This window comes from Streptomyces ferrugineus (assembly GCF_015160855.1).
GTDB classification, from domain to species: Bacteria; Actinomycetota; Actinomycetes; order Streptomycetales; family Streptomycetaceae; genus Streptomyces; species Streptomyces ferrugineus.
On record NZ_CP063373.1, the window covers coordinates 666054 to 688562 of the forward strand.

Genomic DNA, 22509 nt, shown 5'->3' on the forward strand with positions numbered 1-22509 from the left:
GCTTTGTGACGAACAACTCGCCGAGATCGTTCCGCGATCCACGCCCGCCCGGCCATACGAGGGCAAATCACCGGCGGCGAGAAGAGCCCTACCCCCGAGGCGCCAACGCCCCCCACCGCACGGTCACTTCCCCCTGCCGCCACCGCCCCGGCCCATCCGTCACCGGCCAGTGCTCCGCCAGATCCCGCACGGCCCGCATCCACCGCTGACGCGCGCCGTACGAGGCGTAGGGCGCGGCGGCGGCCCAGGCGCGGTCGAAGTCGCGCAGAAACGCATACACAGGCTCACCGGGCACATTGCGATGAATCAGCGCCTTCGGCAGCCGCTCCGCAAGATCCGACGGCCGCTCCAGCGACCCCAGCCGCGTGGCAAAGGTCACCGTGCGAGGCCCGTCCGTCCCCAGCGCGACCCACACATGCCGACGCCCGATCTCGTCGCAGGTCCCCTCGACCAGCAGCCCACCCGGCGCCAGCCGCGCACACAGCCGCTCCCAGACCCCGGCGACCTCCCCCTCCTCGTACTGGCGCAACACGTTCGCCGCACGCACGAGCACCGGCCGCTGCGCGATCGGCATCTCGAACCCCCCGTGCCGAAAGACAAGCCCCTCCCGCTCGTACGGCAGCGCGGCGGCAACCCGGGCCGGCTCGATCTCCAGCCCCACCACCCGCACCCCGGGCGCGACGGCCCGCAACCGCCCGAGCAGTTCCACGGCGGTCCAGGGAGCGGCGCCGTACCCCAGATCGACGGCGACCGGATCCCCGGCCCGCCGCAACGCGGCCCCATGCGTATGGGCGATCCACCGATCCATCCGCCGCAGCCGATTGGGATTGGTGGTCCCGCGCGTAACGGTGCCCACAGGGCGGGCGAAGGCACGGGCGGTCATGCGTACGAGGGTATGCGCCCACCCGTCCGCGACCGGAGCCGCCGCCGTGCGGTGTCGACGTGCCACCCGCACCCCCAACGCACCCGACCTCCGAACAGTTGAGCGACCCTCGGTAATGCCTAGGCAAAAACCGCCCCGCCAGGAATGGGAACCCCGCCCTCCGGCGTTGCACCGCCTTGGAGGGCGCTCAACCCTCCACCCGGCATGCCCGAAGCCAAGGAGGACCGCTACGTGAGCCAGTACGTCAGCAGGCTCGGGCGCCGCTCCCAGGCCACCCCCCACCGCCTCCGCCTGCACCGCCGCCCCCGCCGCGTGGCGATGCTCTCGGTCCACACCTCCCCTCTGCACCAGCCCGGCACCGGCGACGCCGGCGGCATGAACGTCTACATCGTCGAACTCGCGCAGCGCCTCGCCGCGATCAACATCGAGGTCGAGATCTTCACCCGCACGACCGCCGCCGACCTCCCGCCCACCGTGGAACTGGCCCCAGGCGTCCTGGTCCGGCACATCGACGCGGGCCCGTACGAGGGCCTCAACAAGGAAGACCTCCCCGCCCAGCTCTGCGCCTTCACCCACGGCGTGATGCAGGCCTGGGCCGGCCACCGCCCCGGCCACTACGACCTGGTCCACTCCCACTACTGGCTCTCCGGCCACGTCGGCTGGCTCGCGGCCCAGCGCTGGGGCGCCCCCCTGGTGCACGCCATGCACACCATGGCCAAGGTCAAGAACGCCAACCTCGCCGACGGCGACACCCCGGAACCCGCGGCAAGGGTCATCGGCGAGACGCAGATCGTCGCGGCGGCGGACCGCCTCATCGCCAACACGGCGGAGGAAGCGGACGAACTGGTGCGCCACTACGCCGCCGACCCGGCCCATGTCGCGGTCGTCCACCCCGGCGTGAACCTCACCCGCTTCTCGCCCGCGGACGGCAGGGCCGCCGCCCGGGCCCGCCTCGGCCTCCCCCAGGACGCGCTGATCCCCCTGTTCGCCGGCCGCATCCAGCCCCTCAAGGCCCCGGACGTCCTCCTGCGCGCCGTGGCCGTCCTCCTCGACGAGCACCCCGAGCTCCGCTCCCGCACCCTCGTCCCGATCGTCGGCGGCCCCAGCGGCAGCGGCCTCGCCAAGCCGGAGGGCCTGCAGAAGCTCGCCGCCCGCCTGGGCATCGCGGATGTCGTACGGTTCCGCCCGCCCGTCGGCCAGGAGCAGCTCGCGGACTGGTTCCGGGCGGCGTCGGTGCTGGTCATGCCGTCATACAGCGAGTCCTTCGGCCTGGTGGCCATAGAGGCACAGGCGACCGGCACCCCCGTGCTGGCCGCCGCGGTGGGCGGTCTGCCCGTCGCGGTCCGGGACGGGCAGACCGGCTTCCTGGTCGAGGGCCACCACCCGGCCGAGTACGCGCGCGTGCTGCACGCGTTCGCCGCCGACCCGCACCTGTCCCCGCGCATGGGCGAGGCCGCCGCACGCCACGCCCAGTCCTTCGGCTGGGACACCGCGGCCGCCGCCACGGCGGACGTGTACACGGCGGCGGCCCAGACCCATCGCCGTCGCGTACGCTCCCACCATGGCTGACGCACACAAGGCGGCGCAGGCCGTCGAGGGAGCCCTGAAGGACGCCGACCTGGAGTGGGAGAGCCCCGCCCCCGGCAACTACGTCGTCAAGCTCCCCGGCACCCGCAAGCTGTCGACGACGGTGTCCCTGCTCGTCGGCCGCCACTCCCTCTCCCTCAACGCGTTCGTCATCCGTCACCCCGACGAGAACGAATCCGGCGTCCACCGCTGGCTCCTGGAGCGCAACCTCAAGCTGTACGGCGTGAGCTACGCCGTCGACCGGCTCGGCGACATCTACGTCACCGCCAAGCTCCCCCTCGCCTCCATCACCCCCGACGAGATCGACCGTCTCCTCGGCCAGGTCCTGGAGGCGGCGGACGGCGCCTTCAACACCCTCCTGGAGCTCGGCTTCGCGTCGGCGATCCGCAAGGAGTACGCGTGGCGCGTGGCACGCGGCGAGTCCACCCGCAACCTGGACGCGTTCACGCACCTGACCGAGCGCGCCTCCGGGTGACGTAAAGGTCCGCACCAACTCACCCCGCGCGACCCCTTCCGCACTCCCGAGGGGCCGTGGCATGCTCACGCCCATCGCACTTCTGAACGTCGTTCACATCCATGAAAGCCATCGAGAGCCGCATGGAAGGACGTACGGACATGGGCAACGCACATCTCACCAGACGGGCCCTGCTCGGCGGAGCCACCGCCGCGGCGCTCGGCGCGGCCACCGCAACGGCCACCGGCACGGCACGCGCGGCCGCCGCCGAAGTCCCGCCGCTCTGGCACGAGTTCACCCGCGCCCCCTTCACCCACCCCCAGATCCCGTTCGTGGGCCGGGCCGGCTGCCGCGGCGGAGCGCGCCGCTTCCCCCGCCGCCGCGTCGTCGCCGACGTACGCGACTTCGGCGCCGTCCCGGACGCCACGACCGACTCCGCCCCCGCGATCAACCGTGCCATCGCCGCCGCCGGAAGGGCCGGCGGTGGCACGGTCACCATCCCGCCCGGCACGTTCCGCATCGACGGCCTGATCCGCATCGGCCACTCGAACGTGGTCCTCCGCGGCGCCGGCAGCACCCGCACGAAGCTCTACGCGACGAAGAACCTCACCGAGCTCATCGGCGTCTACGGGTCCCGCTACGGCGGCGACAAGTCGTCCTGGTCCTGGGCGGGCGGCCTGATCTGGCTGGCCCCCGAGGCCCGCTGGACCTCCCTCGTCACCGCGATCAGGGCGAAGGCCTGGCCCTTCGAGGGCTGGACCGGCAACAAGCGCGACGAGTGGCGCACGCTCACGACGCTCGCCGCCCCCGCCCGCCGCGGCGCCTGGACGGTGACGGTCACGGACCCCTCGGCACTGCGCCCCGGCACCCTGGTCCTGCTCCGCCTCGCCGACGACACCGGCCACACCCTCCTGGAGCACATGTGCGGCGGCGGCCCCGGCCCCGAGGCCTACACCTGGGACGACAAGACGAAACTGACGTCGTACGTCCCCTACGAATGGCCGGTCCGCATCACCCGGGTCCACGGCCACCGGGTCACCCTGGAACGCCCGCTCCCCCTCGACATCCGCCCGCAATGGGACCCGCGACTGACCACCCACGTACCCGAACTGACCGGATCGGGCGTCGAAGGCCTGACCCTGGAGGCGGCGGAGACCCCGCAACAGCCCCACCTCCTCGACAAGGGCCACAACGGCGTCGTCCTCCAGTGCGCCTACGACTGCTGGGCGCACGACGTGACCGTCCGCCACGTCGACAACGGCTTCGGCCTGGTCGCGGCCTCCGCCTGCACGCTCCGCCACACGCGCGTGGCGGGCCGCGGCAGCCACCACCCGTACTTCTGCCGCGAGGGCTCGCACGACAACCTGATCGAGGACTTCACCGTCGAGGCCCGCACCACCCCCGCCCCCTCCGGCACCCAGCTGCACGGCATCAACGTCGAGGGCCTGTCCTCCCACAACGTCTGGTCCCGCGGCGACATGCGCATGGGCACCTTCGACAGCCACCGCGGCCTGCCCTTCGCCAACGTCCGCACCGACATCACCGTGCACAACAACGGCCGCCACGGCGGCGACGCGAGCGCCGGCCCGCTCTTCGGCGCCCGCTTCACCCACTGGAACGTCCGGGTCACCAACGGCCGCGCCGGCATGATCCGCCTCGACGGCCTCGCGCCGTACTCCGCCACCGTCGGCATCAACGAGGTCAGGGAGTTCGACCAGATCGACGTACCCGACTTCGCCGGCGACCTCCACTCCCGGCTGGAGCTGTACGGCACCACGGACGCGGTACGCCCGCGCAATCTGTACGACGCTCAGCGCGCGCTGGCGCGATAGCGCCCCGGCGGCACGCCGACCAGCTTCCGGAAGTGCCGGGTGAGATGGGACTGGTCGTAGAAGCCGGTCGCGACGGCCACCTCGGCGGGCGAGCGGCCCTCGAGGAGCAGCCGGCGGGCGCGGTCGACACGGCGGGACATCAGGTACTGGTGCGGGGCGATGCCGTACGCGGTGCTGAACGACCGTACGAGATGGGCGGGATGGGCCTGGAGGAGCCCGGCGGCCTCGTCGAGGGCGATGCCCGGCACGACCCGCTCGTCGAGCAGTTCGCGCAGCCGGCGGGCGAGGGCCGGGTCGTCGCGCGGTACGTCGGTGACCGTCCTCGGCCGCAGGTGCGCACGCAGCCGGTCGCCGATGAGGGTGAGCCTGCTGTCGGCCTCCAGCTCGTCGCCGGGCCGGGCGAGGGCGGTGTGCAACTGGCCGACGCGCAGCCGGAGCACGGGATCGCGGAGGTCGGGGGAGTCCACGGCCGGACCGATGAGATCGTCGCCCAGCCGGGTGCCGTCCAGATACAGCACGCGTTTGCGGAAGCCGTGCGGGGTGGCGGGGGAGCCGTTGTGCGGCACGTGCGGCGGCAGCAGCGACACGGTGTCGTGCGGGGTGCCGTGCTCGTGCCGGTCGAGGTCGTAGCGCACGGCGCCGTCGTCCACGATGAGCAGCGTCCAGGCCTCGTGGACGTGCATCGGGTACGCGTACTCGGTGAAGTGGGCGTGGAACACCTCGGTGACGCCCGGGACGGAGGGGCGCCACGCGGAGACTTCCTCGCTGTTCCGGGCGGCGGCCATGCAAAGAACGTACAAGACGGAGTCCTGCGGCGGCCGCCAGTCTCGACCCATGAGTGATGACGCACCTGTTCGTTTCGACACCAAGATCGCCGTCCTGCTGCGCGCGGACCTGGAGCCCTGGCAGCGCCTGAACGTGACCGCGTTCCTGGTCAGCGGCCTGGGCACCCAGCTCCCCGAGGTGATCGGGGAGCCTTACGAGGATGCGGACGGGGTGGGCTATCTGCCGATGTTCCGCCAGCCGGTGCTGGTCTTCGAGGCCACGAAGGAGACCCTGACGACGGCCCACGCGCGCGTGCTGTCCCGTTCCCTCCCGCGCGCGGTGTTCACCTCCGACCTCTTCGCCACGGGCAACGACCGCGACAACCGGGCGGCGGTGCGGGCGGTGCCGACGGGGGAGCTGGATCTGGTGGGGCTGGCGGTGTACGGGCCGAGGAACGCGGTGGACAAGGTGGTGAAGGGGGCGCGGATGCACCCGTGAGCGGCGCCGTGGCCGCTCAGGCGGGGCTGGCCTCGGACTCGGCGGCGGCCGGTGTGCCGTCGGAGGTCTCCGGTTCCGCCGCGGACAGGCGGCGCATCAGGACGCCGTATCCGATCGCCGCCACCGTGCCGACGACCGCGCACAGCCCCCACAGCCACTGGGCGCCGTAGCGGTCGATGACGAGGCCGGACATCAGGGGTGCGACCAGGGCGGCCACCGACCAGGACAGGGTGTACATGCCCTGGTAGCGGCCGCGCCCGTGGGCGGGGGAGAGGCGGACGACCAGGCCGGTCTGGGTCGGGGCGTTCAGCATCTCGCCGAGGGTCCACACGCACACCGTCAGCGCGAAGACGCCGACCGACCCGGCGAACGCGGTGAGGCCGAAGCCGTATCCGGCGAGCAACGACGACACGACGAGGATCCGGGCCGTGTCCCGGCGTTCGATGAGCCGGGTGACCGGGATCTGGAGCGCGACGATCAGGACGCCGTTGAGGGCGATGGCCAGGCCGTAGTCGGCGGGCGAGAAACCGGCGTCCCCCATGGCGATCGGCAGCCCGACCGAGCCCTGCTGGAAGATGAGGGCGACCAGGAAGGACAGCCCGACGACGCTCATGAAGCGCCCGTCGCGCAGCACCGTCCCGAGCCCGACCTTGTCCTCGGCCACCTGGGTGTCCTGGACGGTGGGCCGCGACTCCGGCAGCTTCACGAACACCACGACCGCGCAGACGGCCGTCATCCCGGCCTCGATCAGGAACCCGGCGCGATAGCTGACCTCGGCGATGAACCCGGCGGCCATGGAGGAGACGGCGAACCCGAGGTTGATGGCCCAGTAGTTGAGCGAGAAGGCGCGCACCCGGTCCTCGGGCCGCACGATGTCGGCCATCATCGCCTGCACGGCGGGCCGGGAGGCGTTGGAGGCGGCGCCGACGAGGAAGGCGACGCCGGCGATGGCGACGGGGTGGTGCACGAAGCCGAGCGCCGCCACGGACACGGCGGTGGCGGACTGGGCGATCAGCAGGGTGGGCCGCCGCCCGAGCCGGTCGGTCATGACACCGCCCCCGATGGACGAGACGACCCCGCCCAGCCCGTGCAGCGCGGCGACGAGACCGGCGTAGGAGGCGGAGTAGCCGCGGTCGAGGGTGAGGTACAGGGCCATGAAGGTGGCGACGAAGGCGCCGAGCCGGTTGACGAGTGTGCTGGTCCACAGCCACCAGAACTCGCGGGGCAGCCCGGAGACGGTCTCTCGGGTGGCACGTCTCAGGGCGGCGAGTGGCATGGAAACCCTCAAGAAGCTGGAGATGGAAGAAGCGGAGATGTAAGAAGCGCAGACAGCTCCCGCACCTTACGATCCCGGCCCTCCGAAGGGCCACTCAATTAACAGATCCCGTCAACCGTCCGCCCTTCGGGCGGGGGCGCACCCGGCCAAAGCCTTGGATTACGCTCGGACGCATGGCCGACGCACCGTACAAGCTGATCCTCCTCCGCCACGGCGAGAGCGAGTGGAACGCGAAGAACCTGTTCACCGGTTGGGTGGACGTCAACCTCAACGAGAAGGGCGAGAAGGAGGCGGTCCGCGGTGGCGAGCTCCTGAAGGACGCCGACCTCCTGCCCGACGTGGTCCACACGTCCCTCCAGAAGCGGGCGATCCGCACGGCGCAGCTGGCCCTCGAGGCCGCCGACCGCCACTGGATCCCGGTCCACCGCAGCTGGCGCCTGAACGAGCGCCACTACGGCGCCCTCCAGGGCAAGGACAAGGCCCAGACCCTCGCCGAGTTCGGCGAGGAGCAGTTCATGCTGTGGCGCCGTTCCTACGACACCCCGCCGCCCCCGCTCGAGGACGGCACGGAGTTCTCCCAGTCGGACGACCCGCGCTACGCGACGATCCCGCCGGAGCTGCGCCCGCGCACGGAGTGCCTCAAGGACGTCGTCGTCCGCATGCTCCCCTACTGGTACGACGGCATCGTCCCGGACCTCCTGTCCGGCCGCACGGTCCTGATCGCCGCCCACGGCAACTCACTGCGCGCCCTGGTCAAGCACCTGGACGGCATCTCCGACGCGGACATCGCCGGCCTGAACATCCCCACGGGCATCCCGCTGTACTACGAGCTCGACGCCGACTTCAAGCCGGTGACGACGGGGGGCAAGTACCTGGACCCGGAGGCGGCTGCGGCGGCCATCGAGGCGGTCAAGAACCAGGGGAAGAAGAAGTAAGCACAGCTGATCGGGCCCCCTGTCCCCGGGTTTCCGCGGCAGGGGGCCTTCCGGTACCCCGCCCCTGAGGGAACGGGACGCACGGGACGCTACGGACAGGAGGCCGGTGTGGCAGAGGTGGCGTTGGGTGAGGTGATGGCTGAGCTGGCCGCGCTCGAGGATCCGAAGGCGCGGGCGGTGAACGAGCGGCACGGTGACGATCACGGTGTGAACCTCGGCAAGCTGCGTGCGCTCGCGAAGCGGCTGAAGACGCAGCAGGAGCTCGCGCGGGAGCTCTGGAAGACGGGTGACACCGCGGCGAGACTGCTGGCGCTGCTGATCTGCCGGCCGAAGGCGTTCGACGGGGACGAACTGGACAGCATGCTGCGCGAGGCACGCGCACCCAAGGTGCACGACTGGCTCGTGAACTACGTCGTGAAGAAGAACCCGCACGCCGAGGAGCTGCGCCTGGCCTGGTCCGCCGATCCGGACCCGGTCGTCGCGAGCGCCGGCTGGGCGCTGACCACCGAACGCGTGGCGAAGAAGCCCGAGGGCCTCGACCTCCCGGCACTGCTCGACGCCATCGAGGCGCAGATGAAGGACGCCCCGGACCGCCTGCAGTGGGCGATGAACCACTGCCTGGCCCAGATCGGCATCGACCACGCCGAGCACCGCGCCCGTGCGATCGGGATCGGCGAGCGCCTGGAGGTGCTCAAGGACTATCCGACCTCCCCGGGCTGCACGTCTCCCTTCGCGCCCATCTGGATCAACGAGATGGTGAGTCGGCGGGGCGGTAGGTAGGAGCCGGGTGGTCGGGTAAGGGACTCAAGTCCCCGGAGCCAGGTCCGTCGGCCCGTACATCGCCCGCGCCGCACCCGTCGCGAGCGCCCAGTACCGGTCGCCGTACGACCAGTGCCACCACTCGGTCGGGTAGTTGACCAGCCCCGCGGCCCGCAGCGCCGCCCCGAGCATCCGTCGGTTGTCGCGGGCCCGGGGTCCGACAGCGCGGGCGTGTGTGTAGCAGGCGCCGTCGCTCTCCTCCGGGCTGGCGTTCACCCGTGTCCCCATGTCGAGCTCCCTGCCGTCGGCGGACAGGAGCGTGAGGTCGACCGCCGCACCGGCGCTGTGCGGCGCGATCTCGGGCGGGGACACGTACCGGCTCGCGGCGTCGCGCACCTGGGCGGGGGACCAGTCAGGGTTGGCGGCGCGCAGTTCGTCGGCGTAGCTCTCGAAGTAGTGCCGCTGGAGCGAGGGCGGCCGGTACCCCTCGACGAACAGCAGGCGGACGCCGTCCGGCAGCAGTTCCTGCGCCTTCAGCAGACGGGACAGGACGCCCTCTCGCAGATGCGCGAACGCCCCGGACGCGTCGTCCTTGCGCGGGTCGACGACCACGGACTCCCGCGTCCGGACATCGACCAGCCGTTCGCCGCAGTCGGCCACGGGTATCGCCGCGACCCTGGGATCTGACATCAGCACGATCTCGGTCATCCGCCGATCATGACGCAAGTCCGGCCCGTCCCGGAGCGTCACCGTGCATCGCCGGCACCGCGGCGTCGGGATACGAGAGGGCGGAACGCTCCAGGCAAAGGGCCCCGGCACGTCCTCCGCGCCGAGACCCTCACCGTCGTAGCGGACCTACGGCGTCGTACGCCGCCGCAGTGCCTTCCGCGTCCTACACCCTCACCCGCACTGGCAAGGGCCCCCGGACTGGCACCCGCACCCGCAGCCCGAGCCGCAGCCGCAGGCGCCGAAGAGCGGGAGGCTCTTGATGTCGGCGGGCTGTTCGGTCGGACGTTCCTGGGTGGGGTCGGGTGTCGTGCCGGGTGTGCTGGGGGATTCGGCCATGGTCCCTCCTCGGAGGCTGGTGCCTGTGCCCATTGCATGCCCGCCCCGCTGGGCGCATCAACGGCGCACGGAGGCTTGCGCACGCCCCCGAAGGAACCCCAGAGAGGTCTACGCCCCCTCCACCCCCGAAACCGGCTGGATCTCCGGCTGGATGTCGGCCTGAAGCTCATCCGCGTGCTCACCCGTCACCAGGTAGACGACACGCTTCGCCACCGCCACGGCGTGGTCGGCGTACCGCTCGTAGTAGCGGCCGAGCAGCGTCACGTCGACCGCCGTCTCGATGCCGTGCTTCCAGCGCTCGTCCATCAGGTGCTGGAACAGCGTGCGGTGCAGGAGGTCCATCGCGTCGTCGTCCTGCTCCAGCTGCATCGCGAGGTCGACGTCCTTGGTGACGATCACCTCGGCCGCCTTCGCCATCAGGCGCTGCGCCAGCTGACCCATCTCCAGGATCGTGGCGTGCAGGTCCTGCGGCACCGCCCGCGAGGGGTAGCGCAGCCGCGTGAGCTTCGCCACGTGCTGGGCCAGGTCGCCCGAGCGCTCCAGGTCCGCCGACATACGGAGCGAGGTGACCACTATCCGCAGGTCCGTCGCCACCGGCTGCTGGCGTGCCAGCAGGGCTATGGCGCGGCCCTCCAGGTCGTGCTGGAGGTCGTCGACCTTCTGGTCGCCCTCGATCACACTCTCGGCCAGCTTCAGGTCGGAATCGAGGATCGCCGTCGTGGCGCGCCCGATCGCCGACCCGACCAGCCGGGCCATCTCGACCAGACTGTCGCCGATCGAGTCCAGTTCCTCGTGGTACGCGTCCCGCATCAGGGTCCCTCTCTTACGTCTGCCTCGGGGTTCCGGAGGCCAGGAGACTGTCGTCCGACCGGCAGTCTTACTGTCATCACCTCCGACAGTAAGACCGTCTCGAAAACGACAGTCGGACTGTCGTGAAACCGCCAGTGCGATCTCTACGCTAAACCGCCTGTGCGAACCCCACGCCCCCACCATCCGGTCTCTACGCGTCCGTTTCCGCCACCCCAAATGAACCAATACTGGCTCCAAGGTGAACTCTGGGCGACGAGTGTTCGAGCTCGCACTCCGACGGCTGTGGGCACCGCCCGCGACATGCCTAACCTGGATGCATGGACGTGAACGCGGCGGTCGCCGCAGCGGCAGCGATCGCCGGGGTTCTCACCGGCGTGATCGCCATGCTGGCGTTCCGCTGGAGCGAACGCGACCTCAGGCGGCCCACCCGGACCTCGCTGCACACCGACCCGGTCCTGCCGCCCGGTGTGGACACGGTCCTGTCGGTGCTGCGCTCCTCCGCTGTCGTCCTCGACGAGGGCGACGCCGTCGTCAAGGCCAGCTCGGCGGCCTACGCCCTCGGTCTGGTGCGCGGCGGCAAGCTCTCCGTCGAGCCCATGCTGCAGATGGCCCGGGACACCAGGCGGGACGGTGAGATACGGCAGGTCGAGCTGGACCTGCCCCGGCGCGGCACCGGCCGCGGCGAGGCCCTCGCCGTCTCCGCCCGGGTCGCCCCCCTCGGCTCCCGCCTCGTCCTCCTCCTCGTCGAGGACCTCACCGAGGCCCGGCGCATAGAGGCGGTGCGACGGGACTTCGTCGCGAACGTCAGCCATGAGCTGAAGACCCCGGTCGGCGCGCTCTCCCTCCTCTCCGAGGCCGTCATGGACGCCTCCGACGACCCCGAGGCCGTGGAGCGCTTCGCGGGCCGTATGCAGATCGAGGCGACCCGGCTCACCAGCCTGGTGCAGGAGCTCATCGACCTGTCCCGGGTGCAGAACGACGACCCGCTGGAGGACGCCGAGCCGGTCCGCGTCGACGAACTGGTCGCCGAGGCGATGGACCGCTGCCGGCACGCCGCCGGGACCAAGCAGATCACCATGGCGGCCGGCGGCACCGAGGACCTCAGCATCTGGGGCAACCGCGGCCAGCTCGCCGCAGCGCTCGGCAATCTCGTCGAGAACGCCGTCAACTACTCGCCCGCCCGCACCCGCGTCGGCATCGCCGCCCGCCGGGTCACGGCCCCGGGCGGAGACCTCATAGAGATCGCCGTGACCGATCAGGGCATCGGCATCTCGGACAAGGACAAGGAGCGCATCTTCGAGCGCTTCTACCGCGTCGACCCGGCCCGTTCCCGTGCCACCGGTGGCACCGGCCTCGGTCTCGCGATCGTCAAGCACGTGGCCGCCTCGCACGGCGGGGAGGTCACGGTGTGGAGCTCCGAGGGACAGGGCTCCACGTTCACCCTGCGGCTGCCGGAGGCGGGTGCGGCCCGCGACCGTGCTCAGCAGCACCCCGATCTCGACGACGAGGCCGGGCAGCCCGCACCATCCGATCCCCCCAATTCCCCCGACTCAACCGCGTACGAAACGCTTTCCGCCCCGGAGGTCCTTCCGTGACCCGTGTGCTCGTCGTCGAGGACGAGGAGTCCTTCTCCGACGCCCTGTCGTACATGCTCCGCAAGGAGGGCTTCGAGGTCGCGGTCGCGACCACCGGGCCCGACGGACTCGACGAGTTCGAGCGCAACGGCGCCGACCTCGTCCTCCTCGACCTGATGCTGCCCGGCCTGCCGGGCACCGAGGTCTGCCGCCAGCTGCGCGGCCGCTCCAACGTCCCGGTGATCATGGTCACCGCCAAGGACAGCGAGATCGACAAGGTGGTCGGCCTGGAAATAGGAGCCGATGACTACGTCACCAAGCCGTTCTCCTCGCGCGAGCTGGTCGCCCGTATCCGGGCCGTCCTGCGCCGCCGCGGCGAGCCGGAGGAGGTGACCCCGGCCGCCCTGGAGGCGGGCCCGGTCCGGATGGACGTCGACCGCCACGTCGTCACCGTCTCCGGCTCCAAGGTCGACCTCCCGCTCAAGGAGTTCGACCTGCTGGAGATGCTCCTGCGCAACGCCGGCCGCGTCCTGACCCGCATGCAGCTCATCGACCGCGTCTGGGGCGCCGACTACGTCGGTGACACCAAGACCCTCGACGTCCACGTCAAGCGCCTGCGCGCCAAGATCGAGCCGGACCCGGGCGCACCGCGGTACCTGGTGACGGTGCGCGGCCTCGGCTACAAGTTCGAGCCGTAGGCCGCCGTAGGGCGACGGCCGCGGAACACGGTGGCCACGTAGAAGGGCGGGACCCCCATTCCGGGGGTTCCGCCCTTCTTCTGCCTTCTACGGCTGTGACGCCGCGGTACGACCGCTCAGTGGCCGGCCGTCGTCTGCGAGGCGCTGTCGGACGGGGTCGCCGCGCCCGCGCCCGCGCCCTCGCCGGTACCGGCCGCGGCGCCGTCGCCCGGCGTCTCGTCGGCGGAGGCGTCGCCGCCCGGGGTGGACTCCTGGCCCCCGGCCGGGGTGCCGGTGGGCGAGCCGCTCGGGGAGGCCGTGGCGCCCGGCACCGCCGGGACCTCGCTCGGGCCCCAGCTCTCGAAGTAGTGCTCGGCCGGGACGACGAAGGCGCGCAGGCTCACGTCACCGGTCTTGCTGAAGGTGAAGGTGATCTTCTGGGCGTTGCCGTCCTGGACCGCCTCGCGGCTGCTGGGCAGCACGGCGGCGGCGTTGTCCTTGCCGCCGATGATCAGCGAGCCGCCGGCCGGGATGGTCAGGCTGCCGCCCTTGGCGGGCTTGAGCTCGGCGGCCTTGCCGACGCCGGCCACCTCGATCGCGTCCAGCGTCTGGGCGGTGCGGCCGGAGTTGAACAGGGTCGCGGCGATCGCGGCCGGACCGGTCGACTCCAGGTCGGGCTGGGTGATGACGACGGCGTTCTGGATCTTGATGTCGCCGACGGTGGTGGCGGCGTGGTCCGGCTGGATCTCCAGCGTCTGGGCGTTGTTGCCGGCGGCGCACGCGGCGAGCGAGGTGATCGAGAACGCGAGGGCGACGGCGGCCAGGGCGCCGCGTCGAAGGCTGCTGCTCACGGCGGCGGCAACTCCTTGACTCGAACGGGGCGGGCTGCGTAAAGCCGCCCTAAGTATCTGTCAGCGGCCTTAGGTTACCGAGCCGCTCCCGCGCCGCCGCACCCGACCCTCCCCAGGGCGCGTGTCGGATGTCCCGTCGTCCGCGCTGCGCGCGGAGGGACATCCGACACGCGCCCTGGACGAGCGAAGTGCCGTCGAAGTGACCCTTCCAGCACCCCTCTCTCTCTTCACCCACAAGCGACCCGTGAGGCACATTGCCCGACCGCTCGTCCGTCATTCACATAAGTCCGTCGCAAGCACTCGCGCAAAATTTCCGTGAAGGAATGCGCGACCCTCCGGAATTGATCATCCGACCATGCCGCCGACCTGGTCGTGATCAATTCCGGGATTCGTCCGGTACCCGGCTCGGGACGCCGAACGGAGTAGCGGAAGTCGCACACTTGGAACCGGACATATGTGTATGTTCGGTCACTCGGAGGTGCCGCCGGATGTGTGTAACGTACGCGTTTCACCCCGCCCGCAGAGCCGCTCCCACCTGCGAATACCTTCTTCCGGTCGGCCCGCGCAGCACGTTCCGGTTGGAGTTGTCAAGCCCCGAGATATGCCCTGACCTGCGAAAACGCCATTCAGAACCCGCCGTTTCCGTGTTACTCTGGATAGCCACGGAAGGGGTACCTGTCACATGACGTTCAAGGTTGGCGACACCGTGGTCTATCCCCATCACGGGGCCGCGCTGATCGAGGCCATCGAAACTCGCCAGATCAAAGGCGTGGACAAGACCTACTTGGTGCTGAAGGTCGCCCAGGGTGACCTGACGGTGCGTGTGCCAGCGGACAATGCGGAGTTCGTCGGCGTGCGTGATGTGGTCGGTCAGGACGGGCTGGACCGGGTCTTCGAGGTGCTGCGCGCGCCGTACGCCGAGGAGCCCACGAACTGGTCTCGTCGTTACAAGGCAAATCTGGAGAAGCTCGCCTCCGGCGATGTCATCAAGGTCGCGGAAGTCGTGCGTGACCTGTGGCGTCGTGAGCGCGAGCGTGGACTCTCCGCCGGTGAGAAGCGCATGCTCGCCAAGGCCCGCCAGATTCTGGTGAGCGAGCTCGCCCTCGCGGAGAACACCAACGAGGACAAGGCCGAGGCCCTGCTCGACGAGGTTCTCGCGTCCTGACGCGGTTCGTCCGCCTCAGTTCAGCACACAGCGCTGTGTTGTTTCGCTGTGCTGTTTAAAGAGAGTGCCGCGGTGCCCGATGACGTCATTACTGTCGCCGGGCGCTGCGGCATGTTCGCTCACAGACGCCGTACGTCCTGCCTCGGGGTGGCCCCGATACTTTGCTGTGCCGGGTCCGGGCAGCTGGCTCGACCGTTGTCACGGAAGGGTTCGGTCAAAGACGTCCCACCCGGCACGCTGAGGCCATACCCACCTAGGCCGAGCACACAAACCTGACAGGAACCGATGTCTGACGATTCGCGTCCTTCGCCCTCGGAAGTCCGTACCGGAACGCCCGCCGGCCACCGTACGGCCGTGGTGATCCCGGCCGCAGGAAAGGGCGTACGCCTGGGCCCGGGCGCCCCCAAGGCACTTCGCACGCTGAACGGCACGCCCATGCTGATCCACGCCGTCCGCGCGATGGCCGCCTCCCGCGCCGTCTCCCTGGTGGTCGTGGTCGCCCCACCCGACGGCGCCCCCGAGGTCAAGTCGCTGCTCGACGCCCACGCGCTGCCCGATCGCACCGACTTCCTGGTGGTCCCCGGCGGCGAGTCCCGGCAGGAGTCCGTCAGGCTCGGCCTGGAGGCGCTGCCCCCGGACTACGACATCGTCCTGGTGCACGACGCGGCCCGCCCGCTGGTGCCGGTCGACACCGTGGACGCGGTGATCGAGGCCGTACGGGACGGGGCGCACGCCGTGGTGCCCGCGCTGCCGCTCGCCGACACGGTCAAGGAGGTCGAGCCCGCGCAGACCCCCGGGGACCCGGAGCCGGTGGTGGCCACCCCGCAGCGCGCCCGCCTGCGTGCCGTACAGACCCCGCAGGGCTTCGACCGCGCCACGCTGATCCACGCGCACGAGACGGTGACGGACGACGTCACCGACGACGCGAGCATGGTCGAGCAGCTCGGCCTGACCGTGGTGGTCGTCCCCGGCCACGAGGAGGCCTTCAAGGTCACCCGCCCGCTGGACCTGGTCCTCGCCGAGGCGGTCCTGGCCCGACGGAGGCTGAACGATGGCTTCTGACACGGGGATGCCGCTGCCCCAGGTCGGCATCGGCACCGACATCCACGCCTTCGAGGAAGGCCGCGAGCTGTGGTGCGCGGGCCTGAAGTGGGAGGGCGAGGGCCCGGGCCTGGCCGGACACTCCGACGCGGACGTGGTCGCCCACGCCGCCTGCAACGCCCTCTTCTCCGCCGCGGGCCTCGGCGACCTGGGCCGGCACTTCGGCACGGGGCGCCCCGAGTGGTCGGGCGCGTCGGGGGTGACCCTGCTGACGGAGGCGGCCCGGATCGTCCGTGAGGCCGGCTTCCGGATCGGCAACATCGCGGTCCAGGTCGTGGGCCCCCGCCCGAAGATCGGCAAGCGACGGGACGAGGCCCAGAAGCTCCTGTCGGAGGCGGCGGGAGCCCCGGTGTCGGTCTCGGGCGCGACGACGGACGGGTTGGGGTTCCCGGGCCGCGGCGAGGGTTTGATGGCGGTGGCGACGGCGCTGGTGGTGCGCATCGACTGAGCCGCACCCGACAAACAAGGCACTGCTCCACCCACACCCGTCGGCCCACTACCCTAGGTGCCGTGACTATTCGCCTGTACGACACCAGCGCCCGGCAGATCCGTGACTTCACCCCGCTCAAGCCGGGCTGTGTCTCGATCTACCTCTGCGGTGCCACCGTGCAGGCCGCACCGCACATCGGCCACATCCGCTCCGGCCTGAACTTCGACATCATGCGCCGCTGGTTCACCCACCGCGGCCATGACGTGACGTTCATCAGGAACGTCACGGACATCGACGACAAGATCATCGCCAAGTCCGCCGACCAGAACCGCCCCTGGTGGTCCATCGGCTACGACAACGAGCGCGCCTTCACCGACGCCTACACCGCCCTCGGCTGCCTCCCGCCCACGTACGAGCCCCGCGCCACCGGCCATGTCACCGAGATGGTCGAGATGATGCGCGGCCTCATCGAGCGCGGACACGCCTACGAGGCGGACGGCAGCGTCTACTTCGACGTCCGCTCCTGGCCCTCCTACCTGGAGCTGTCCCGGCAGGACCTCGACGAGATGCGGCAGCCCGCCGAGGAGGGCATCACCGGCAAGCGGGACCCGCGCGACTTCGCGATGTGGAAGGCCGCCAAGCCCGGCGAGCCCGACTGGGAGACGCCGTGGGGACGCGGGCGCCCCGGCTGGCACCTGGAGTGCTCGGCGATGGCGCACAGGTACCTGGGCTCCGCCTTCGACATCCACGGCGGCGGCCTGGACCTGATCTTCCCGCACCACGAGAACGAGATCGCCCAGGCCAAGGCGTACGGCGACGACTTCGCGCAGTACTGGGTGCACAACGCCTGGGTGACCATGAGCGGCGAGAAGATGTCGAAGTCGCTCGGCAACTCCGTCCTCGTCTCCGAGATGGTCAAGCACTGGCGCCCGATCGTGCTGCGCTACTACCTGGGCACCCCGCACTACCGCTCGACCATCGAGTACAGCGAGGAGGCCCTGCGCGAGGCCGAGTCCGCCTTCGCGCGCATCGAGGGCTTCGTGCAGCGCGTGGTGGAGAAGGCCGGCGTGGTCGAACCCGCCCCCGAGGTGCCGCTCGCCTTCGCCGAGGCGATGGACGACGACCTGGGCGTCCCGCAGGCGCTGGCCGTCGTGCACACCACCGTCCGGCAGGGCAACAGCGCCCTGGCCGCCGACGACAAGGAAGCCGCGGTGGCCCGCCTCGCCGAGGTGCGCGCCATGCTCGGCGTCCTCGGCCTGGACCCGCTCGACGCGCACTGGGCCGGCGAGACCGACCGCGGCGAAGACCTCCACGGTGTCGTCGACACCCTGGTGCGCATGGTCCTCGACCAGCGCGAGGCGGCCCGCTCCCGCAAGGACTGGGCCACCGCGGACGCCCTGCGCGACCAGCTCAACCAGTCCGGGCTCGTCATCGAGGACAGCCCACAGGGCCCGCGCTGGAGCCTCGGTCCACGGTAGGCACCGTTGGTGATCGATTGTGCCGCCCGGCCTCCCGGGCGGCACACTTCATAGACGTACGTACGACACACTCACGACAGACAGGTAGGTCATGGCCGCGAACAACCGCCGCATGTCCGGCAAGAAGGGCGCGCAGGTCGGCAGCGGCGGCCAGCGGCGCCGGGGCCTGGAGGGCAAGGGGCCGACGCCCCCGGCCGAGATGCGCAAGGGCCACGCCAAGCAGCGCGCGGCGCAGGCGAAGGCACGGCGCGCACAGGGAGGCCGTCCGCAGGCCAGGCGCGGCGGCAAGAGCACGTCCGAGCTGGTCGTCGGCCGCAACCCGGTGGTCGAGGCGCTGCGCGAGGGCGTCCCCGCCTCCACCCTCTACGTCCAGCAGTTCATCGACAACGACGAGCGCGTCCGCGAGGCCCTCCAGCTCGCCGCCGAGCGCGGCGGCATCAACCTCATGGAGGCCCCGCGCCCCGAGCTGGACCGCATGACCAACGGCCTCAACCACCAGGGCCTGGTCCTCCAGGTCCCGCCGTACGAGTACGCCCACCCCGAGGACCTGGCGGACGCCGCCGCGGACGAGGGCGAGGACCCGCTGATCGTCGCCCTCGACGGCGTGACCGACCCGCGCAACCTCGGTGCCGTGGTCCGCTCGGTCTCGGCTTTCGGCGGCCACGGGGTCGTCGTACCCGAGCGCCGCGCGGCGGGCATGACGGCCGGCGCCTGGAAGACGTCCGCCGGCACGGCGGCCCGTACCCCCGTCGCCCGCGCCACGAACCTCACCCGCGCCCTGGAGTCGTACAAGAAGGCGGGGATCGCGGTCGTCGGCCTCGCCGCCGACGGCGAGGTCGAACTCGGCGATCTTCAGGCCCTGGAGGGCCCCGTGGTCATCGTGGTCGGCAGCGAGGGCAAGGGCCTGTCCCGACTGGTCGGGGAGACGTGCGACTTCCGGGTGCGCATCCCGATGCCGGGCGGCGCGGAGTCGCTCAACGCCGGTGTGGCGGCGGGCATCGTCCTCTACGAGGCGGCCCGTCGGCGCGTCTGAACAGGCATCCGTGGCGTCACCCGTGCGGGTTAATTCTGGTGACAGTGGTGCGACCTGCGCATCTTTGACGGGGTCCGGACAGATCGGACCGGTCAAAGCAGTGTCCTAACCACACGTCACTCGGTTAGTTGAGTGTGGACACCAGAACACCCCGCACACCCACGGGGGACCGCTCGTCGGGATACGACGACGCTCCCGCGCTGAGCATGGTGAAGGTGCCGAGCGATCCGGCGCAGATCATCGTCAATCACGCGAGTTTCCGCGTGCTGCTGGGGGCGTCGACCAGGCGCACCAAATCCGCGCAGATCGCACGGCACTTGAGCGCCACCGAGGACACCGCCGGCATCCCCGCCATGGGCGCGGCCCCCGCCGCCCGACGCCGGGTCTCCGTGTGGAACGGCACGTCCGCGCCCGACGACACCGGCGCCCACCGGCTCCTCCAGGCCGTGCGCGACGGCAGCGTCCGCCACGGCGACGAGGCGGCCCACGCGGCAGCGGGCACCCAGGTCATCCCACGCGTCGACGTCGGCTACGACGGCGGCTACGAGGACGACATGGCCCAGACGGTCGAGACCCCGATCGTCGGCGCGCAACGCACCCACGAGTCCCTCGAAACCCGACTGCTGCCCCACATGCGCACGGTCGAGAGCGCGTACGACGAGGAATTCGCGTACGCGCCGGAGGACTTCGAAGCCGAGGCCCCGGACGACACCGACACACCCCCCAGGCGCCCGGGCGGCGGCGACGACCCCGCACGGCACGCGTACTACCCCGGCCGCCGCATGAACCTCGGCGTGGTCCTGCTCCCCCTCCGCGTCTTCCTCGGCTTCATCTCGATCTACGCGGGCATGGGCAAGCTCTGCGACCCCGTCTACTTCGACGGCGGCAAGCGCGGCTCCATGGTGAAGTGGCTCAACACCCTGCACCCCTGGGAAGTGGCCGAGCCCCTGCGCCAGTTCGCCCTGGAACACCCGGTCGGCTCCGGCCTGGTCATCGCCTTCTTCCAGGTCATCGTGGGCGTCCTCACGGTCCTGGGCTGCTGGCAGCGAGTGGCCGCGGTCGTCGGGGCGCTGCTGTCCGCCGCGCTCCTGGTCACCGTGAGCTGGAAGAGCGTCCCGGTCTACGACGCCCCCGACATCATCTATCTCGCCGCCTGGTCCCCGCTGATCATCGCCGGCGCCCCCGTGTACTCCATCGACGGCCGCCTCGCGGGCATGGCCTGGCGCCGTCTCGGCCCCCGCTCCGACATCTGGGAGCTCCGCAGCTACGTCCTTCGCCGCGGCGCCCTGATCACGGCGATCGTCACCGGCCTGACCCTGCTGACCGGCTCCCTGCTCGGCGGCGCCGTCCGCGACGCCGATCGCGTGGTGGTCCCCGGTCCGGGCGAGGCCCCGCGCAACGAACTCCCCGGCTCCCCTCTGCCCGAGGAGTCGGACCGGCGGCACGACAAGAGCCCGTCGGCCTCCAACTCGCCCACCCAGGGCGCCACATCGGGTACGGCGACCCCGTCCGGCGCGGCGACGACGCCGGGCGCCACGAGCGACACGGGCACGACGGGCGCGGGCACACCGAGCCAGACCCAGGGCACCGACGGCCAGGCCCCGCCCCAGCAGTCCACCCCCGCAGACGAGGCCCCCAGTACCAGCACCGGCCCCACCGGAGGCCCCACGTCGAGCGGCGGCTCCACGGGCGGCGGCGGTTCGTCCCCCGAGGAACCGGGCCTGGTGGGCGGCCTGTTGGGCTGACCCGCACCACACCACCACGATGGGCCCCGGACGATCCGACGTCCGGGGCCCACCTGTGTGTGGGGACTGGGCGGGGGTGGATCGCGCGGCCCGGCGCCAGCGGGCTGCCGCCCGCGCCCACCCGTAGCGGCGCCGCAGGCATCGCGCTCAGCGCCCCAGAGCCGCCAGTTCCTTCGCGGCCTCGGTCAGGTCCTTCGCCGTGTCGATGGCCCGCCAGTACGCCCCCTGCGGGATCGGGAAGCCGGCCAGTTGGCGCTCACGGGCCAGGTGGGGGAAGGTCGTACGTTCGTGGTCGCCGCGCTCAGGGAGGAGACCGGCGAAGGCGGGCGAGAAGACGTACACACCCGCGTTGATCTCGAATGTCGACGGCGGCGCCTCGATGAAGTCCGTGATGTGCCCGAAGCCGTCCGTCTTCACCGCGCCCCACGGAAGCCGCGGCCGAGCCAGCGCCAACGTGGCGACAGCGTCCCGCTCGGTGTGGAAGTCCGCCATGTCCCGCAGCGAGAACCGTGTCCAGATGTCCCCGTTGGTCGCGTACCACGGCCGGTCGGGATGCGGCAGATGCGCCGCCGCGTACTTCAGACCGCCACCCCGGCCCAGCGGCTCGGTCTCGACGACAGTCGTCACCCGCACCGGAAGCTCGGCCGACTTCAGCCAGTCCTGCAGCACCTCGGCGAGATGCCCGCAGCTCACGACGACATCCGTCACGCCCTCCTCAGCCAGCCAGACAAGCTGATGGCCGATGATCGGCGTCCCCGTACCGGGGATCTCGACCATCGGCTTGGGCCGGTCGTCGGTGTACGGACGCAGCCGGGACCCCTGGCCCCCGGCCAGGACGACGGCTTGAACGGGGCGGGACGCGGCGTTCGGATCAGTCATGCCCGAACTGTACGCGGCGCCCCGCTCACGGCATCGGCCGGAAACCGTTCGTTAATCAGTAAATGAGGCCACGCCCCCGCGCTAGCCGTGCGCCGCGGCCACGCCGGAGGCGAACGCGGTGTCGCACACGGGCCGCGCATACGACTGCGCCCGCGTCGGCCCGTACACCCGGACCGCCGCACGCCCGAGCGCACGGGCGATCGACGCACAGTGCCGGGCGAGTGACGGCCGGTCGTCGACGGCCTGCTGGAGGTGGGTGAGCGCGGTGCCCGGGTTCTTCTCCTGCAACTCGGTCATCAGCTGGTCGCGCAGCACGTCCTGCGGGGCGCGCGGCGCGGACCTCTTCGCGTTGCCCGCGTTCGATACGTCGGTCGCCGCGAGCACCGAGTCCGAGGGGTTCCCCGACCAGTTGACCCGGGTGACCGCGAGGGTCCCGGAGAGCACCAGGACGACGGGCAATACGAGGGCGATGGTGCGGCCGAGCTGGCGGGCGGGGCCCCGGTGGCCGCGTCGTGTCTGTTGGGTGGTGGAGTGCTTCACGCGAGTGAGGGTAGCGTTCGGTGCTGACATGGCGACATTTAGTCACCGGTTCGGGGGATGAAGAAGGCCCCGGACTCGGGTACGACGTTGACGCACAGCGCTCGAAATGGCCGGTATGCCGGGGTATTTATCGACAACGAGAAGGGCCCCGCAGCAGTCTGCGGGGCCCCTC

General features: G+C 71.2%; 22 protein-coding genes. 14 read left to right on the forward strand and 8 right to left on the reverse strand.

Features of this window, described 5'->3' with window-relative positions; translation table 11 throughout:
* Positions 1–88: 88 nt before the first annotated feature.
* On the reverse strand, positions 89–883 hold the full coding sequence (locus tag IM697_RS03175; protein WP_194044474.1) for a class I SAM-dependent methyltransferase: 795 nt from the start codon (positions 881–883) through the stop codon (positions 89–91).
* A gap of 231 nt (positions 884–1114) precedes the next feature.
* On the opposite strand from IM697_RS03175, the gene mshA reads away from it, so the two are divergent.
* From mshA to IM697_RS03190, 3 genes are all read left to right on the forward strand, one after another.
* Positions 1115–2452, forward strand: a complete 1338-nt coding sequence (mshA, locus tag IM697_RS03180; protein ID WP_194049562.1) for a D-inositol-3-phosphate glycosyltransferase — start codon at positions 1115–1117, stop codon at positions 2450–2452.
* A complete protein-coding gene (locus IM697_RS03185) occupies positions 2445–2945 on the forward strand; it encodes a type III secretion system chaperone family protein (protein ID WP_194044475.1) in 501 nt (166 codons plus the stop codon). The genes mshA and IM697_RS03185 overlap by 8 nt, the downstream gene beginning before the upstream one ends.
* Positions 2946–3085: 140 nt before the next feature.
* Positions 3086–4756, forward strand: a complete 1671-nt coding sequence (locus IM697_RS03190; protein ID WP_194044476.1) for a glycosyl hydrolase family 28-related protein — start codon at positions 3086–3088, stop codon at positions 4754–4756.
* Here the strand turns inward: IM697_RS03190 and IM697_RS03195 are convergent.
* Positions 4735–5541, reverse strand: a complete 807-nt coding sequence (locus tag IM697_RS03195; RefSeq protein ID WP_194044477.1) for a helix-turn-helix transcriptional regulator — start codon at positions 5539–5541, stop codon at positions 4735–4737. The genes IM697_RS03190 and IM697_RS03195 overlap by 22 nt on opposite strands.
* A 49-nt stretch (positions 5542–5590) precedes the next feature.
* Here IM697_RS03195 and IM697_RS03200 point away from each other — a divergent pair, with 49 nt between their 5' ends.
* On the forward strand, positions 5591–6019 hold the full coding sequence (locus IM697_RS03200) for a DUF2000 domain-containing protein (protein WP_194044478.1): 429 nt from the start codon (positions 5591–5593) through the stop codon (positions 6017–6019).
* A 16-nt stretch (positions 6020–6035) separates the two neighbouring features.
* Here the strand turns inward: IM697_RS03200 and IM697_RS03205 are convergent, their stop codons facing one another.
* Positions 6036–7295 (reverse strand): MDR family MFS transporter, encoded by a 1260-nt coding sequence (locus tag IM697_RS03205; protein WP_194044480.1) that lies wholly within the window; start codon positions 7293–7295, stop codon positions 6036–6038.
* Positions 7296–7468: 173 nt separating this feature from the next.
* Here IM697_RS03205 and IM697_RS03210 point away from each other — a divergent pair, with 173 nt between their 5' ends.
* Positions 7469–8230: a phosphoglyceromutase gene (locus IM697_RS03210; protein ID WP_194044481.1), complete on the forward strand. Its 762-nt coding sequence runs from the start codon at positions 7469–7471 to the stop codon at positions 8228–8230.
* Between the two features lie 135 nt (positions 8231–8365).
* Positions 8366–9010, forward strand: a complete 645-nt coding sequence (locus tag IM697_RS03215; RefSeq protein ID WP_194049563.1) for a DNA alkylation repair protein — start codon at positions 8366–8368, stop codon at positions 9008–9010.
* Positions 9011–9034: 24 nt separating this feature from the next.
* Here the strand turns inward: IM697_RS03215 and IM697_RS03220 are convergent, their stop codons facing one another.
* Positions 9035–9697 (reverse strand): M15 family metallopeptidase, encoded by a 663-nt coding sequence (locus tag IM697_RS03220; protein WP_194044482.1) that lies wholly within the window; start codon positions 9695–9697, stop codon positions 9035–9037.
* Positions 9698–10162: 465 nt separating this feature from the next.
* The gene (phoU, locus tag IM697_RS03225; protein ID WP_194044483.1) at positions 10163–10864 is read right to left on the reverse strand and encodes a phosphate signaling complex protein PhoU; all 702 of its coding nucleotides are present in this window, start codon (positions 10862–10864) and stop codon (positions 10163–10165) included.
* A gap of 317 nt (positions 10865–11181) precedes the next feature.
* Between phoU and phoR the strand changes: the two genes are divergently transcribed.
* Positions 11182–12459, forward strand: a complete 1278-nt coding sequence (gene phoR / locus IM697_RS03230; protein ID WP_194044484.1) for a two-component system sensor histidine kinase PhoR — start codon at positions 11182–11184, stop codon at positions 12457–12459.
* Between the two features lie 5 nt (positions 12460–12464).
* Complete coding sequence (gene phoP / locus IM697_RS03235; protein ID WP_004000192.1) at positions 12465–13136, forward strand: two-component system response regulator PhoP; 672 nt, start codon at positions 12465–12467, stop codon at positions 13134–13136.
* Positions 13137–13252: 116 nt separating this feature from the next.
* Here the strand turns inward: phoP and IM697_RS03240 are convergent, their stop codons facing one another.
* Positions 13253–13966 (reverse strand): copper chaperone PCu(A)C domain-containing protein, encoded by a 714-nt coding sequence (locus IM697_RS03240; protein WP_194044485.1) that lies wholly within the window; start codon positions 13964–13966, stop codon positions 13253–13255.
* A 682-nt stretch (positions 13967–14648) separates the two neighbouring features.
* On the opposite strand from IM697_RS03240, the gene IM697_RS03245 reads away from it, so the two are divergent.
* The 6 genes from IM697_RS03245 to IM697_RS03270 all read left to right on the forward strand — a co-directional run bounded on the left by IM697_RS03245 (position 14649) and on the right by IM697_RS03270 (position 20918).
* Positions 14649–15131: a CarD family transcriptional regulator gene (locus IM697_RS03245; RefSeq protein ID WP_003953493.1), complete on the forward strand. Its 483-nt coding sequence runs from the start codon at positions 14649–14651 to the stop codon at positions 15129–15131.
* A 285-nt stretch (positions 15132–15416) separates the two neighbouring features.
* Positions 15417–16193 (forward strand): 2-C-methyl-D-erythritol 4-phosphate cytidylyltransferase, encoded by a 777-nt coding sequence (gene ispD, locus IM697_RS03250; protein ID WP_194044486.1) that lies wholly within the window; start codon positions 15417–15419, stop codon positions 16191–16193.
* Positions 16183–16680 (forward strand): 2-C-methyl-D-erythritol 2,4-cyclodiphosphate synthase, encoded by a 498-nt coding sequence (gene ispF / locus IM697_RS03255; RefSeq protein WP_194044487.1) that lies wholly within the window; start codon positions 16183–16185, stop codon positions 16678–16680. Before ispD ends, ispF begins: the two co-directional genes overlap by 11 nt.
* A 62-nt stretch (positions 16681–16742) precedes the next feature.
* On the forward strand, positions 16743–18140 hold the full coding sequence (gene cysS, locus IM697_RS03260) for a cysteine--tRNA ligase (protein WP_194044488.1): 1398 nt from the start codon (positions 16743–16745) through the stop codon (positions 18138–18140).
* A 91-nt stretch (positions 18141–18231) separates the two neighbouring features.
* On the forward strand, positions 18232–19173 hold the full coding sequence (gene rlmB, locus IM697_RS03265; protein WP_194044490.1) for a 23S rRNA (guanosine(2251)-2'-O)-methyltransferase RlmB: 942 nt from the start codon (positions 18232–18234) through the stop codon (positions 19171–19173).
* Positions 19174–19307: 134 nt separating this feature from the next.
* Positions 19308–20918 carry a DoxX family protein gene (locus tag IM697_RS03270; RefSeq protein WP_194049564.1) on the forward strand — a complete coding sequence of 537 codons (1611 nt, stop codon included), beginning with the start codon at positions 19308–19310 and terminating at the stop codon, positions 20916–20918.
* Positions 20919–21065: 147 nt separating this feature from the next.
* Here the strand turns inward: IM697_RS03270 and IM697_RS03275 are convergent, their stop codons facing one another.
* Positions 21066–21797: a nucleotidyltransferase family protein gene (locus IM697_RS03275; RefSeq protein WP_194044492.1), complete on the reverse strand. Its 732-nt coding sequence runs from the start codon at positions 21795–21797 to the stop codon at positions 21066–21068.
* 81 nt (positions 21798–21878) lie between these two features.
* Positions 21879–22337, reverse strand: coding sequence for a hypothetical protein (locus tag IM697_RS03280; RefSeq protein ID WP_194044494.1), 459 nt, complete (start codon positions 22335–22337; stop codon positions 21879–21881).
* Positions 22338–22509: the final 172 nt, after the last annotated feature.

Coding starts and splice junctions, on each gene's coding strand:
- IM697_RS03220 (WP_194044482.1), bottom strand. CDS start 9,697: ATGACCGAGATCGTGCTGATGTCAGATCCCAGGGTCGCGGCGATACCC.
- IM697_RS03185 (WP_194044475.1), top strand. CDS start 2,445: ATGGCTGACGCACACAAGGCGGCGCAGGCCGTCGAGGGAGCCCTGAAG.
- rlmB (WP_194044490.1), top strand. CDS start 18,232: ATGGCCGCGAACAACCGCCGCATGTCCGGCAAGAAGGGCGCGCAGGTC.
- IM697_RS03215 (WP_194049563.1), top strand. CDS start 8,366: ATGGCTGAGCTGGCCGCGCTCGAGGATCCGAAGGCGCGGGCGGTGAAC.
- IM697_RS03190 (WP_194044476.1), top strand. CDS start 3,086: ATGGGCAACGCACATCTCACCAGACGGGCCCTGCTCGGCGGAGCCACC.
- IM697_RS03175 (WP_194044474.1), bottom strand. CDS start 883: ATGACCGCCCGTGCCTTCGCCCGCCCTGTGGGCACCGTTACGCGCGGG.
- phoU (WP_194044483.1), bottom strand. CDS start 10,864: ATGCGGGACGCGTACCACGAGGAACTGGACTCGATCGGCGACAGTCTG.
- ispF (WP_194044487.1), top strand. CDS start 16,183: ATGGCTTCTGACACGGGGATGCCGCTGCCCCAGGTCGGCATCGGCACC.
- IM697_RS03195 (WP_194044477.1), bottom strand. CDS start 5,541: ATGGCCGCCGCCCGGAACAGCGAGGAAGTCTCCGCGTGGCGCCCCTCC.
- ispD (WP_194044486.1), top strand. CDS start 15,417: ATGTCTGACGATTCGCGTCCTTCGCCCTCGGAAGTCCGTACCGGAACG.
- phoR (WP_194044484.1), top strand. CDS start 11,182: ATGGACGTGAACGCGGCGGTCGCCGCAGCGGCAGCGATCGCCGGGGTT.
- IM697_RS03200 (WP_194044478.1), top strand. CDS start 5,591: ATGAGTGATGACGCACCTGTTCGTTTCGACACCAAGATCGCCGTCCTG.
- IM697_RS03245 (WP_003953493.1), top strand. CDS start 14,649: ATGACGTTCAAGGTTGGCGACACCGTGGTCTATCCCCATCACGGGGCC.
- IM697_RS03275 (WP_194044492.1), bottom strand. CDS start 21,797: ATGACTGATCCGAACGCCGCGTCCCGCCCCGTTCAAGCCGTCGTCCTG.
- IM697_RS03205 (WP_194044480.1), bottom strand. CDS start 7,295: ATGCCACTCGCCGCCCTGAGACGTGCCACCCGAGAGACCGTCTCCGGG.
- IM697_RS03210 (WP_194044481.1), top strand. CDS start 7,469: ATGGCCGACGCACCGTACAAGCTGATCCTCCTCCGCCACGGCGAGAGC.